Annotated in this window: 12 protein-coding genes and 1 riboswitch; of the genes, 1 reads left to right on the forward strand and 11 read right to left on the reverse strand. The window is 47.5% G+C overall.

What is annotated here, in order from left to right; all coding sequences use genetic code 11:
* Nucleotides 1-4: 4 nt before the first annotated feature.
* The 3 genes from BLD48_RS09295 to BLD48_RS09305 all read right to left on the reverse strand — a co-directional run bounded on the left by BLD48_RS09295 (nt 5) and on the right by BLD48_RS09305 (nt 2,965).
* Nucleotides 5-1,138: a YfbR-like 5'-deoxynucleotidase gene (locus BLD48_RS09295; RefSeq protein ID WP_071499970.1), complete on the reverse strand. Its 1,134-nt coding sequence runs from the start codon at nt 1,136-1,138 to the stop codon at nt 5-7.
* 61 nt (nt 1,139-1,199) lie between these two features.
* Complete coding sequence (locus BLD48_RS09300) at nt 1,200-1,955, reverse strand: TerC family protein (RefSeq protein ID WP_071499971.1); 756 nt, start codon at nt 1,953-1,955, stop codon at nt 1,200-1,202.
* A 152-nt stretch (nt 1,956-2,107) separates the two neighbouring features.
* Nucleotides 2,108-2,965, reverse strand: coding sequence for a TerC family protein (locus BLD48_RS09305; RefSeq protein WP_071499972.1), 858 nt, complete (start codon nt 2,963-2,965; stop codon nt 2,108-2,110).
* A gap of 308 nt (nt 2,966-3,273) precedes the next feature.
* Between BLD48_RS09305 and folE2 the strand changes: the two genes are divergently transcribed.
* Nucleotides 3,274-4,179, forward strand: coding sequence for a GTP cyclohydrolase FolE2 (gene folE2, locus BLD48_RS09310; protein ID WP_014969252.1), 906 nt, complete (start codon nt 3,274-3,276; stop codon nt 4,177-4,179).
* A 134-nt stretch (nt 4,180-4,313) separates the two neighbouring features.
* On the opposite strand, the gene BLD48_RS09315 is transcribed toward folE2, so the two are convergent.
* From BLD48_RS09315 to pta, 8 genes are all read right to left on the reverse strand, one after another.
* Nucleotides 4,314-4,757 (reverse strand): GDYXXLXY domain-containing protein, encoded by a 444-nt coding sequence (locus BLD48_RS09315; RefSeq protein ID WP_071499973.1) that lies wholly within the window; start codon nt 4,755-4,757, stop codon nt 4,314-4,316.
* Complete coding sequence (locus tag BLD48_RS09320; RefSeq protein WP_071499974.1) at nt 4,754-5,947, reverse strand: DUF2157 domain-containing protein; 1,194 nt, start codon at nt 5,945-5,947, stop codon at nt 4,754-4,756. The genes BLD48_RS09315 and BLD48_RS09320 overlap by 4 nt, the downstream gene beginning before the upstream one ends.
* Nucleotides 5,948-6,100: 153 nt before the next feature.
* Nucleotides 6,101-8,080, reverse strand: coding sequence for a methyl-accepting chemotaxis protein (locus BLD48_RS09325; RefSeq protein WP_071499975.1), 1,980 nt, complete (start codon nt 8,078-8,080; stop codon nt 6,101-6,103).
* 137 nt (nt 8,081-8,217) lie between these two features.
* Nucleotides 8,218-8,517: a rhodanese-like domain-containing protein gene (locus BLD48_RS09330; protein ID WP_071499976.1), complete on the reverse strand. Its 300-nt coding sequence runs from the start codon at nt 8,515-8,517 to the stop codon at nt 8,218-8,220.
* Nucleotides 8,518-8,609: 92 nt separating this feature from the next.
* The gene (locus BLD48_RS09335; protein WP_071499977.1) at nt 8,610-9,986 is read right to left on the reverse strand and encodes an amino acid permease; all 1,377 of its coding nucleotides are present in this window, start codon (nt 9,984-9,986) and stop codon (nt 8,610-8,612) included.
* A gap of 223 nt (nt 9,987-10,209) precedes the next feature.
* A complete protein-coding gene (locus BLD48_RS09340) occupies nt 10,210-11,517 on the reverse strand; it encodes a nucleobase:cation symporter-2 family protein (protein ID WP_071499978.1) in 1,308 nt (435 codons plus the stop codon).
* Nucleotides 11,514-12,098 carry a xanthine phosphoribosyltransferase gene (locus BLD48_RS09345; protein ID WP_071499979.1) on the reverse strand — a complete coding sequence of 195 codons (585 nt, stop codon included), beginning with the start codon at nt 12,096-12,098 and terminating at the stop codon, nt 11,514-11,516. The genes BLD48_RS09340 and BLD48_RS09345 overlap by 4 nt, the downstream gene beginning before the upstream one ends.
* A gap of 75 nt (nt 12,099-12,173) precedes the next feature.
* Nucleotides 12,174-12,273: riboswitch (purine riboswitch) on the reverse strand.
* Between the two features lie 66 nt (nt 12,274-12,339).
* Entirely contained in the window at nt 12,340-13,326 is a 987-nt protein-coding gene (gene pta / locus BLD48_RS09350) for a phosphate acetyltransferase (protein WP_071499980.1), read from the reverse strand.
* Nucleotides 13,327-13,450: the final 124 nt, after the last annotated feature.

The following is a 13,450-nucleotide window of genomic DNA, read 5'->3' on the forward strand; positions in this document are numbered from 1 at the left end:
CCTTTTAGGATGTTACGTAATCCAAGTCATGCAAGACATAGGCCAGGAAAAAGACGACCGATGGATTTTCGTAGACCGTCTGGACTTTCTTTAATTGTGCTCGGTACCCTGTCTCATATTCGACTCCGTTCAGTTTTCGTTCCATGTTCATCTTGATCAACGCATCAAGCTTATCGACGACATCGACCATCTGTCCTTCGTACGTCTCATCTTTTGCCTCGACAACGAACCGATGGAATTCTTGTCGCATGGAAGACGGCAACAGATTAATTAAAGCCTCGCCTTCTGTTCGCTCATAAGCCTCAAAAGCCGCCGCTGTAACGGGCGTCGCATGTTTGACGGGACCAAGGACGTCTCCTGTCGTCCCTTCGACCAAGTCATGACAGAGCAGACGTGAGACGACTTCTGCCGTATTGATTTCGACACCGTATTTTTTGGACTCAATCAATCCGTTGAACAATCCGAGCGATGCAGCACGAAATGCATGCGTCGCATCATTGTCATCAATCGTATTGAACCGTCCTTTCCAACGGCGAATCGTGTCCATCATTAAGATATTATCAATGAAGCGGGACATCAAATCCCCTGCAAAGACGGACTCGGTCAATGTCCGAATCGCGGACAACGGATGATCCAATAAAACGATTTTCAGTTCCGTCGTTTTGGCCGTAAAAAAGGCGGATCCCGTCATTTCTGCTTCTCGTTTTGCAAACAACATCGCATCAAACGTATCGATTGCTTCGACCATCCGTCCTTCTGTCGATTCATCTTCAGCAAACACTAAATAGCTCGTAAAATCGGGTTGTAACGATTTGGACAGCAAGGCGACGAGTTTCTCACTCGCTTGTTGTTCCATCGCTTGGATATGAGCGTGAAGCGTCGGTTCTTTTTTTGTTCGGTGTTTAATCGGTCCCGTGATGACTTCGTTCATATCATGAAACAAAGCTTTCCCGAGCAACGACAAACGATCGTATTTGACGCCTGTTGCTTCTTGTTCGAGATAACTCGCCATTAAACTAAATAAGGCGACCCGAAAACTATGGCTCGCCGCATTATCCGGAAAACGGGGTGCGTACTCATCCCAGCGTGGTACATTTTGCATCCGTGTCAGCATTCGAATAAAATTACCGTTTTGCATCGTCCTCACTCCTCATAAAAAACGGACAGAGGAATGATGATCCTGTCCGTTTTTCTAATTGTTATTTTTCTGTTTTTGTACCGCTTCTAAACCAACCTAACACCAAAATCAAGACGAGCACAACCCAGAAGATGGATTGCCATAATGTGCTTTCCGGAAATTCGTGTGGCAAGACGTGAATGGATGGGTGCGCGAGTGTCATGACGACGAGCTTGACACCAACCCACGCAACGAGCCAAAAGGCGGCTTCTTCGATTCCCGGTCGTTTCTGTAACAACACGACAAACCAGCTCGCAAAGTAACGCATGATGACAAGGCCGATAATGCCGCTAAAGAAGACGACCCAGAATTGTCCCGTGTTCAGACCACCGATCGTACCACCGATCATCGGTAACGTGGTTGCCATCGCAACTGCCGCAAGCGTCGAGTCAACAGCAAATGCCAAGTCGGAAAATTCGACTTTGACGACGGTCCACCAAAAATTCGGTGAGGCCTTTCCCGACGCCAGCGCGTCCGGAACTTGGTGTTTGTTGGAACGTGCCTCGACGATTCCTTTAAACGCGACGTAGAAGAGGTACACCGCACCAAGTGCCTGCAATTCCCAAATCGTTGCTAAATACGAGGCAAAGAAAATTGCGATGAAACGTAAGACGAGAGCCCCGATCAGTCCATAAAATAAAGCTTTTTTTCGTTGCTCATCCGGTAGCGGACGAACGAGGACCGCCATGACCATGGCGTTATCTGCCGACAGTAATCCTTGTAAGATGATTAAGACAAGTCCAACCGTCGCATACTGCGTAATTAATCCAATATCCATAAAAACGAATCTCCTTTTTCTTCAGTAAGTTTATTATAAGTCGACTTACCTAAAAGAAAAAGACTGAAGACTTGGAACTGATTCATCTTTTTACCCGGTCTTTCGGATTATTAGACAAAAAAAGACTCTCCGTGAAGGAGAGCCCAAAGATCTTACAGATGTTTTTCGACTTTCTTTTGTGCATCTGGATTTGATTTTGTTTTTGGAGAAGAGAACCAACCCCAAAGTGCGAGACTGACCATGACTGTCCAGAAGAAAATCTGCCATGGTGTACTGTGGGCAAATCCTTCTGGAAGCTTCATCACTTCAAAAATCGTTCCTTCAATCGATGCATGGTATTTCGGGTGTTCGAGTGCAAGGACAGCGAGTTTGACACCGACCCACGCAACGATTGCGAAAGCGGCTGTTTCAAGACCCGGACGTTCCGCGAGCAATCGTACGAAGACACGTGCTGCAAAACGCATCAAGACGACACCCGTCAATCCACCGGTTAAGATGACGACGAAGTGACCTGTGTTCAAGCCACCGACTTCACCAGTTCCCCAGTTTGGAAGCGCAACAGCCAAGGCGACAGCTGCCAAAATCGAATCGACCGCAAACGCAAGGTCAGCGAATTCAATTTTTGCGACTGTTTTCCAAAACTCTGCTTTTGAAACCGGTTCTTCTGATTTTGGTTCTGCGTCGCGCTCATTTTCAGCTCCATGATTCTCACCGATTCGCCGGGCCTTGACGGTTTTATAGATATGCCGCAGTCCCATGATCAACAAGTACGCTGCACCAAGTGCCTGGATTTGCCAAATGTCGACGAGGAATGAGATTGCGAATAATGCCGCAAATCGAAGAACAAATGCTCCTGCCAATCCATAAAATAAAGCTTTTTTCTGTTGCTCGCCGGGTAAATGTTTTACCATTACCGCTAAAACAAGCGCGTTATCTGCCGAAAGGAGTCCTTCTAATGCGATTAAAACGAGGACAACCCAGGCATATTGAAGTACTAACTGCCAATCCATCTACTTCATTCCTTCCTATTACAATATAAATTACATCAAAAATTCACAGGACACAATAGTTTACACGTTCACATGAACACATACTATACGATAATGTGCCCGATTGCAAGCAAGTTATGCCTCTAAATAAGCAAACTGTTTCTTCCGAGCCTTGCGGGTTTCGTTTTTAGAGGCGTTCGTGATAAAATTCATATCAACGATACGTCGCGAAAACACATTCCCGGAATCACCAGACTTGCTCGTCTCTAGCATTCCTGTCATGTTATTACTACTTGTACCACTACAAAAGGACAAAGGGGCCGATTAGAATGTCTACCTACCCGATTACATTGCCAACCAAAGAAGAGCGTCACAAGTTGTTTGGTTCAGTTCCTCCTATTAAAGGAACAAAGCCGACTGAAAAAGAAAAAATGATTGATCTTCAGAATACACCAAAAAATTTCTTGTTTGCACTGGATGCAGTCGGAATCTCGAACGTCAAACATCCCGTCGTCATTCAAGATGGTGAGACGACACAAGCTACAATCGCGACGTTTGAACTGTCGACTTCGCTTGTGCAAGACCGTAAAGGAATCAACATGAGCCGCTTGACGGAGCAACTTGACCAGTACCATCACGAAGGTTGGGTCGTCACAAATGAATCACTCATTCAATTCGCACGCGATTTAGCAGAGCGGATGGAACAAGCAGAAGGTCAGCTGACAATCCGGTACCCATGGTTCTTTTCGCGGAAAGCACCAGCCACGGGACTCAGTGGATTGATGAATGCCGAAGTCTGGCAAACTGTCAGCGTCAATACGGAAACGGACGAAGCTACTTTATCGGTTGGTCTGACGATCAACGTCACGACACTCTGCCCGTGCTCAAAAGAAATCAGTGAATACAGTGCCCACAACCAACGGGGTTACGTCACGATGGAAGCATCGTTACGGGACGAAGCCGAAGAGTTCAACTGGAAACAGGAACTCCTCGACGCAGCAGAATCGAATGCTTCAGCACCACTTCATCCTGTCCTCAAACGTCCGGATGAAAAACGCGTCACTGAAATGGCGTATGAAAACCCACGTTTCGTTGAAGATATGGTGCGTTTGATTGCTGCCGACCTTTACGAAATGGATCCAATCGCGTCGTTCTTCGTCGAATGCCGGAACGAAGAAACGATTCACCAACATGATGCGATTGCCCGAATCACGTTTGATAAAGACGCACAATAAGAATCAAGGTCACGGGGCTGACTCAAAAGTCAGCTTTTACACTTAAAAAATCAGCCTGATATCAAAACCGCACAGACCGTCACTTCTTCGAAGTGATTCGTCTGAGCGGTTTTTTTGATTCAATTCAACTCAAGTCATTTTCGTACCGTTAAATCAGTTGCCCGAACGGTTCCCCAAGGTGAGACATCTGCTTTGACCTCTAGTTTTTTAGCATCCTCATAGCCTTTGCCCGTGCCTTGTTCCACGTAATACTGCGTCAATTGTGGAATCGTCACGTATTGATCATAATAATCGCCTGCAACAGAACCAAAAAACCGTTCATTTGAAATCTGATCAATCTTTGCATAACCATCCGCATCGGTCGTAAACGTGACATAGACCAATCCTTTTTGGATCGAGTCCTCGGGCTTCAAGTCAGGATACTGTAACATGACATATTCACCGTAGACGGGATTAAACGGATCAAAGGGTTCCGCCCGAAAACGATAGCTGTCACCAAACCAGGAAATCGAATAAAAGCTGAGGATCACACCCAGGACGACGATAATTTGTAACACCGGAAACAGATACCGTTTCATGACGGAACTCCTCCCTCACGACGTTTTCGAATCCACCACAGGACACCGGCAACGAAGAAGACCAACAGCGCACCGACCAAGAAGAAGAGCGACATGTCGAGACGATCCCAGGCATAGATGACGTAGATCGTCAGTTGGACAGCAATGAAGTAGACAAAGGCAATCGTCAAACGATGACCTTTGCGTTCCTGTTCGATCAAATAGACAAACGCAATGATTTCGACGAGGGCTGCAATCAAAATCGCTTGTTCGTCAAACCACAACAAACCGAACAGACCCAGTGGTAACAGCCAGAGCAGCGGACGGAATTTTTGATACATCAAATACCCGATCGCAACAGCAAAGATGGCAAGGGCGATGGCTTCGCCCCAAGGAATCGATGAGTTCGTCGTTTCGGCACGGACCGTCAGATACACTAGCGAGTTGATGGCTGCAACAACTAAATACAGGTGATATAAAAACTGACGATGGACTTCTTGTTTGACGACAAGTAACAGCGGGACAAGGATGAACAAGGTCCAGATCGGCCAGAGCACACCATCATACGAGACGAGTGCAAACAATTCCAGCCCTGAAAAATAAAGAAATAACCAACTGAAGACAAGTGAAGGTAACGACTGGCTAAAGTAAAACCAAGCGAGTGAGACGAGCACAAGGAAGACGATTGACGTCCAGTCGAGAAACGTCGCTTGTTCACTCCCAAATCCCCCGATCCCCGTGAAGATGTTCAAACCTGCAATAAAGGCGAAGACGGCATAGGCCGTATGACGCCACGTAAAAAAATGAGCGAGCGCGGCGACAAAGACTGCCCAACCGATGAAGGTCCCTTGCATCGACATATGAAAACTCTGAACCGTTACGATGAGGGCTCCTGCGAAGGCGACCAGTCCAAGAATGCGAAAGGCGACGGGATTCCAAATCGTTCGACGCTCTGACAAATCGGCAAGCACATAACAGCTGACCATAATGACTAAGACCAATCCGATTTTAATAAGAGCGGGAATCACCTGCCAGTTCGCCGCCAAAAAACTGAGTAGCGCCAGACCGACGAACGTCAGTCCGATTATCAGTAAAAGCGGGACGCGTTGCTTTTTTTGACGATGTGTTTCGTAGTCTTTAATCCGTTGGGTCGTCTCTGCATCAATCAGACCAGCTTGCTGCCATTCCATTAATTTTGTCAGCCGTGCCATCGTTGACACCTCCCGATTACAAGTTGCCAGGCTATACAAGTATTTTCCCGTTTCTTGTTCTATTCAAGCAACATTTAGCAGAAATTTGGTCTACGACAACGTCTTTTTCAAACCAAAAACGATCGCCACTCGAAGTGACGATCGTTTGAAGGATTAGACTTTAAATCGTGAAACGAGGACTTGTAATTCTTCCGCCATGTCCGACAACGTTTTAGCCGATTGTGAAATATCTTCCATCGAACCAAGCTGTTCTTCAGTCGTTGCGGCGACACGTTCCGATGCCGCAGAATTCTCATCGGCGATATGGGCGATTTCAGTTGCCGATGCCGACACTTCCTGAACGTTGGCGGCAATTTCTTCGACTGTCGCCGTGACGTCTTCGATTCGTGGTGTCATCTCTTGTGTCCGTAACATGATTTGTTTGAAGCGGACGGCAGAATCTTCTGTCGTTTCGAGTCCTGCTTTTGTATGATGTGATACTTCTTTCATCAAGAAGACAGATTGTTCTGTTTCTTGTTTGATGTTTTGGATCAAATGCGAAATCTGTTTCGTCGATTCCTGTGATTGTTCAGCGAGTTTGCGGACTTCACTTGCGACGACCGCAAATCCTTTTCCGTTCTCACCGGCACGTGCCGCCTCGATTGCTGCATTCAAAGCAAGCAGATTGGTTTGCGTCGCGATGCCGTTGATGACGTCGACAATCTTTCCGATTTCATTGGAACGGTGGGCAAGCGACTGGATGACTTCCCCAAAGTTTTCGACCGATGTATCAATTGCCTTCATCTGCTCGACGTTTTTAACGACTGCTGCCGTTCCATCTTCCGCTTCCGCTGCTGTCGCACGCGATAATTCGGAGACATTCGTCGAACTTTCCGCAATCCGCATGACACCCGATGTAATGGCCTGCAAAGAAACCGCATTTCCGTCGAGCTGACGCTTCGATTGACCGGCACCTGCCGCCATCTCTTGGATCGAACCAGCGATTTGTTCGGATGCTGCCGTCGTTTGCGCCGCATTCGCCATCAATTCCTCTGACGAAGCTGCGACCTGTCCGATCGATTGGTCAAGATTCGTAATGATCGAACGGAGCGATACGATCATGACGTTAAAGCTTTCCGCCACTTGCCCGATTTCATCGTTGGATTCGACGACGACCTGCTCCGTCAAGTCCCCTTCTTGAATCCGCTCCGCACTTTTCGTCAATCGACTCAGCGGACTGAGGATCGAACGTAAGATGAAAAATAAAAGAATAGCTGCAAAGACGAAAGTCACGGCGATGACGCCAAGTGTTGTCCAAAGGATGCTCGATGATTCATCCGTGATTTCATGGTCGTACAGCGTGCCGGCGACCTTCCAGCCCGTCAGATTGTTCGTCATGAAGTCCATTTGTTTTTCTTCATTTTCAAACAGGTAGGAAAATTGCCCCTCTTTGCCGGCGTAAATTGAATCCACCCAGTCCCCTGAGGCTTTTTCACCGGGTTTTAGCGTCGGGTGACTGACGAATTTTTTACCAGAGTCCAAAATCGTCACGTAACCTTCTTTACCTATTTTGATTTTTTTGGCGATTTCTGCGATCCGGTCGACATCGACGTCAACCGCGATGACGCCTCGTCCATTGCCACCTGTTTGTGAGAGGGTGACCATCATCTTTCCGGACGCCGCATCGACATACGGATCCGTGATGACGACTTTTCCTTTCGCGTCTTCTGCTGCTTGATACCAAGGACGATCCCGTGGGTCATAATCCTCCGGCATCGACTGCTCTGGATAAATCGTCATCTCTCCAGTCGTCGTCGCATAATAAATATTGGCGGCCTGGGGATGTGTATCTAAGTATTCGGTCATTTTTTCTTTTAAGTCGAGGTTCTGTTTGCCTGATTGATACAAAGTCCCGTCAATCCGGTCCGCAAAAAACGCGACATCCCGTCGCATCGGATCGACGATATTCATGATTTCGTCATTCATCCGGTCGACGCCGGCATGTGCGGATTGAAGAATCTGGTCCGTGATTTTTTGTTTGGCTTGACTGTAAGAGACAAAGCCGATTAATAGTGACGGAATCAATAATAAGAGCATAGAGGTCAAAATCAGTTTTTGTTTGATGCTCAATGTACGCTTTTTCTTTTCTTTCATGTCCAACTCCCATTCTCGAGTACGATGACTCGTTGTTCTATTCTTTTTATCGGCTAGAATGTGTATTTTTTCACAGCAAATAAAAAAAGAAGAAAATTCCTTTTTACAAGGAACCTTCTTCTTTTCACTCATTTCAGTTAAGCTTCTTGATTGCCCTTCCAGTTCATCATGCCGCCTTCGACATTAATGATGTCGTAACCGTACTGTTCGAGGAACCGTCCGACGTTCTCACTTCGGGCCCCTGCTTTACAAATCAGATAATACGTTTCGCCTTCTTGCAGTTCGGTATAGCGTTCACCAATCTCAGACATCGGCAGGAAACGGACGTTTGGAATATGACCGGCGTCGTATTCGTCTTGTTCCCGGACATCCACGACGTGTAACGCTTCGCCTGCTTCGAGCTTTTCTTGTAATTCATCAACATGAATCGTCTTCATAATTAATCCTCCTCTGACGTATCTGTGTCCAGTGTAGCAAAACCGTTAGCAAAACAGAACAAAAGAGACCAGCCAAAGCTGATCTCCTTCATTCATTCGCCAGACGCTTGATCCAGTGGTTGACGCTTTTGTTTATGCATACCCCGTGCATAATAGACAGCAATCAAAATCACGTACCAAAGTGGTCCAACGACAAGTGCGATCCGCGTCCCCGCATCAAACGCCATCAAGACGATGACACCCGCGAGAGCGACTAACGCGATATAGTTCGCAATCGGGAAAAACGGAACCGCGAATTCAGCTGTTCCATGGACTTTCCGTGCCCGCATCTGGGCAATCAAGATCATCGCCCATGTCCAGACCGCACCGAACGTCGCAATACTCGTGACGATCGCAAAGACATCATCCGGTAAGAAGTAGTTCAAGGCGACGCCAACCAACAAGGCAACTCCGGAAAGAATCGTTGCCAGTGCCGGTACACCATTTTTTGAAATCTTCGCAAATCGTTTCGGCGCTTCCTGATTTTGCGACAAATTCATCATCATTCGTGCCGTCGAGAAGATCCCTGAGTTACATGACGACAAGGCTGCCGTCAAGACGACGAAGTTGATGATCCCAGCCGCTGCCGGAATACCTAATGATTCAAACAATAATACAAACGGACTACTGTTATTCTGTCCGACTTGATCCCATGGATAAATCGACAGAATGACGAACAATGCGCCGATATAGAAAACCAGGATTCGCCAAAAAACGTTGTTGACGGCCTTGCGAATCGTTTTCTTCGGATTTTTTGCTTCCCCTGCTGTGACCCCAATCACTTCAATCCCTAAGAAGGCAAACATGACCATTTGCATCGCAAGTAAGACCCCACCAAATCCGTTCGGTAAGAAACCGCCGTGCGACCAAAGATTTGAAATCCCGACCGGTGTACCACCGTTCCCGAAACCAATGACGATCGTCAGTGTTCCGAGGATGATCATCGCAACGATGGCGACGATTTTAATCAAAGCAAACCAAAATTCAAATTCACCATAAAACTTAACGGCAATGAAGTTAATGCTCGTCATCAGAATGAGTGCACCGAGTGCCCACATCCACGTTGGTGAGTTCGGGAACCATTCTTGCATGTAGATCCCGACGGCCGTAATTTCGGCCATACATGTGAAAATCCAGAGTAACCAATAATTCCATCCTGTCAGGAAACCGGCTAGCGGGCTGACATATTTCCGAGCATACTCGGCAAAACTGCCTGATACCGGTTCACGGACTGCGAGTTCCCCAAGAGCACGCATGATGATAAAGATAATAAGACCACCGATTAAGTACCCGATCAGTATTCCCGGTCCAGCGAGTTGAATCGCCTTGGCCGACCCCAAGAACAACCCGACACCGATTGCCGCCCCCAGCGACATCAATGTAATGTGACGTTCTTCTAATCCCCGATTCAGTTCTGTCTGTTGTTTCATCTGTATGACGTCCTTCCCGTCTCTGTTTGTTTCCTAGCAGTTCCCCTAACCGCTACGTTGTCAGTATAATGAAATTGTGTCCGTTTTGTAAACGTTTTCACGTGATATTTTTGTTCAAGAACACATACTCGAAATATTCTGATTTATGTAACGAAATATGAAAGGAGCAACCACCTATACCAAATAGTATACATGACAGCTCCTTTCACAGAAGTTACAAACCTTATTCAACTTTAGCGAGACGTGATTTTTCAGACGATGACTTCTGTTCGGTAAGACGGAACAAAGCATTTAACGCCAGTGCCGTCAGTGATCCTGCGACAATCGGGCTGTCCGTCAAGACGCGGACTTGTTCCGGCAGTGACGCGACAATCGCTGGATTCATACTGATGCCAAGCCCGACACCAAGCGCTAAAGCAACGGTAATCACGTTATCATTTTTGGCAAAATTGACACGGGATAAAATCCGAATCCCGCTCGCTGCGACCGTTCCGAACATAACGAGCATCGCTCCACCGAGGACAGGTTTTGGAATCAAGGTCGTGAACGTCGCGACTTTTGGTAAGAAACCAAGCAAAATCAAAAAGAATCCGGCAAAGACGATAACTTTCCGTGTCTTCACACCGGTCAGTTGAACGAGACCGACATTTTGGCTGTACGTCGTATACGGGAAACTGTTAAAGATTCCGCCAATGATCGTCGCTGCCCCTTCCGCCCGGTAACCACGCGCCAAGTCTTGATCGGTCAACTTCTTATCGGTCATCTCACCAAGCGTCAAGAAGACACCCGTCGACTCGACCATCGACACGAGACCGACGAGTGTCATCGTCAGAATCGCCGTTGCGTTGAACGTTGGTACACCAAAGTAAAACGGTGTCACCATCTGGAACCATGACGCTTGTGCAACGGGACTAAAATCAATCATTCCCATACCGAATGCGACCAGTGTTCCGATCAAGACGGCAATCAATACAGCTGCCGCTTTTGAAAAAACAGTCCCGTATCGGTTAAAGACTAAAATCAAGACAATCGTCAACCCGGCGAGTCCTAAATACCGTAAGTCCCCAAAGTCTTTTGCCCCTTGCCCGCCACCGATATCATTGATGGCCGCTGGAATCAGCGAAATCCCGATAATCGTCACGACGGATCCGAGGACAACCGGTGGAAACAGTACCGCAATCCGGCTGAATAATCCGGAAATCACTACGATGATCAGTCCGCTCGCGATCAAGGCACCATAAATCGCTGTGATTCCTTGCAGGCTCCCGATTGCAATCATCGGACCGACTGCCGTAAATGTACATCCGAGGACGACCGGTAAGCCGACGCCGGTATATTTTGTCACGAAGACTTGCAGTAACGTCGCCACGCCACACATGAATAGATCAATCGCGACGAGATAGGCCAGTTCTTCACCGGATAAACCAATCGCACTGCCGACAATCAACGGAACAATCGCAGCCCCCGTATACATCGCGAGGACATGTTGCAGACCAAGGCTCGCGGCTTTTACGTTCGATAACGTCTTCATACGTTCACCGGGTCAACGAATGTCGCTTGTCCGGCTTCGAGCTTTTCGATGCGGGCAAGGGATTCAACACGGAAACCGGCATCAAGTAACTTTTGACGTCCTGGTTGGAATGATTTTTCAATGACGATGCCGAAGCCTGCGACTTCAGCTCCTGCCTGTTCGACGAGTTTCGCGAGACCAAATGCCGCTTCACCGTTCGCCAGGAAATCATCGATGATCAAGACGCGTTCGCCCGCTTGCAGATATTTTTCAGCGACGGTGATCGTACTGGTCTGTTGTTTTGTAAACGAGTAGACTTCCGCTGAAATCGTGCCTTCGTTTAGCGTTAACGACTTTGTTTTCCGGGCATAGACCATCGGGACGCCAAGACGTAAGGCTGTCATCATGGCAGGTGCAATCCCTCCCGCTTCAATCGTCAAGATCCGGGTAATCCCGGCATCTTTAAACCGGTCCATGAATTCATACGCGATTTCCCACATCAAGGTCGGATCGACCTGATGGTTTAAAAAGGAATCGACTTTTAAGACTTGATCCGATAAGACCAGTCCTTCTTGTGTAATCATTTCTTCCAAACGTTTCATAACTGATTTCTCCTTTTTTGACGAAAAAAAACGCACAGCCGCTACCCGGGGGCAGCCACTGTACGCTAAAAAAGAGAGCAGTAACTCACCACCCGTAGTCGGATCGTTACGGCGATCCGGTAGAGACTCGTGGGCCAATTCCCACTATTATACGAGCGTTGCTATACGTTTATTCGTTGATGCGTGATGTGTTCCATTTTACGGAGTTCACTGAAAAAGTAAAGCCTTTTTCGAAAATGGCTTACGCTTGGCGTTCTTCGACTGCTTGTGCCGCCGTGATGATTGCTAATTTGTAGACATCTTCTTCGTTACAACCACGCGAAAGATCGTTGACCGGTTTGTTCAGTCCTTGAAGGATTGGTCCGATCGCTTCAAAACCACCGAGACGCTGGGCGATTTTGTAGCCGATGTTTCCAGACTCAAGGCTTGGGAAGATGAAGACATTCGCTTGACCGGCAACATCTGATTCCGGTGCTTTTGATTTCGCGACACTCGGAACGAATGCTGCGTCGAATTGTAATTCGCCGTCGATTGCGAGTTCTGGTGCCCGTTCTTTCGCGAGACGTGTCGCTTCAACGACGCGTTCTGTTTCCGGTGATTTCGCCGAACCTTTTGTCGAGAAGCTGAGCAAGGCAACTTTCGGCTCGATGCCGAATGTTTTCGCCGTTTTGGCAGAAGCGATGGCGTTTTCTGCTAAATCGTTAGCGTCAGGCGCGATGTTGATCGCGCAATCGGCGAACACGTACTGCTCATCGTCACGGACCATGATGAAGACACCTGATGTCTTTTTGTAACCTTCCTGCATCTTAATGATTTGAAGTGCCGGGCGCACCGTGTCACCCGTCGCGTGCATCGCACCCGAGACAAGACCTTCTGCTTTTCCGGTGTGAACGAGCATCGTGCCGAACGTGTTGACATCTTTGAGGATGACTTCACGCGCCTGCTCGGCTGTCGCTTTTCCTTTACGGCGTTCGACGAATGACGCAACCAGTTCTTCGATTCCGTCATATGAAGCCGGGTCGATTGTTTCGAGATCCGTCACATCGATTTGGTTCGCAGCCGCTGTCTCTTCGATTTTAACGCGCGGTCCGATGACGATTGGTGTCACAAGACCATCTTTTTTCAAACGGACAGCTGCACCAAGAACACGTGCGTCAATTCCTTCAGGGAACACGATGGTTGGTTGGTGGGCTTTTACTTTTGTCTCAAGCATTTCGAATAATTGCATGATATTAGCTCCTTTTATGGCGAATAAGTGTCAGTTTCTGTTGTTGTTGCATTCCATTGTTCATTATACACAGTTCTGTTTCGTTGTTAAAACAATTTGCAAAAAAGTGTGTTTTTCATTCCTA

Origin of the sequence: Exiguobacterium sp. KRL4 (genome assembly GCF_001870785.1) — a bacterium.
GTDB lineage: Bacteria > Bacillota > Bacilli > Exiguobacteriales > Exiguobacteriaceae > Exiguobacterium_A.

Coding starts and splice junctions, on each gene's coding strand:
- BLD48_RS09295 (WP_071499970.1), bottom strand. CDS start 1,138: ATGCAAAACGGTAATTTTATTCGAATGCTGACACGGATGCAAAATGTA.
- BLD48_RS09300 (WP_071499971.1), bottom strand. CDS start 1,955: ATGGATATTGGATTAATTACGCAGTATGCGACGGTTGGACTTGTCTTA.
- BLD48_RS09305 (WP_071499972.1), bottom strand. CDS start 2,965: ATGGATTGGCAGTTAGTACTTCAATATGCCTGGGTTGTCCTCGTTTTA.
- folE2 (WP_014969252.1), top strand. CDS start 3,274: ATGTCTACCTACCCGATTACATTGCCAACCAAAGAAGAGCGTCACAAG.
- BLD48_RS09315 (WP_071499973.1), bottom strand. CDS start 4,757: ATGAAACGGTATCTGTTTCCGGTGTTACAAATTATCGTCGTCCTGGGT.
- BLD48_RS09320 (WP_071499974.1), bottom strand. CDS start 5,947: ATGGCACGGCTGACAAAATTAATGGAATGGCAGCAAGCTGGTCTGATT.
- BLD48_RS09325 (WP_071499975.1), bottom strand. CDS start 8,080: ATGAAAGAAAAGAAAAAGCGTACATTGAGCATCAAACAAAAACTGATT.
- BLD48_RS09330 (WP_071499976.1), bottom strand. CDS start 8,517: ATGAAGACGATTCATGTTGATGAATTACAAGAAAAGCTCGAAGCAGGC.
- BLD48_RS09335 (WP_071499977.1), bottom strand. CDS start 9,986: ATGAAACAACAGACAGAACTGAATCGGGGATTAGAAGAACGTCACATT.
- BLD48_RS09340 (WP_071499978.1), bottom strand. CDS start 11,517: ATGAAGACGTTATCGAACGTAAAAGCCGCGAGCCTTGGTCTGCAACAT.
- BLD48_RS09345 (WP_071499979.1), bottom strand. CDS start 12,098: ATGAAACGTTTGGAAGAAATGATTACACAAGAAGGACTGGTCTTATCG.
- pta (WP_071499980.1), bottom strand. CDS start 13,326: ATGCAATTATTCGAAATGCTTGAGACAAAAGTAAAAGCCCACCAACCA.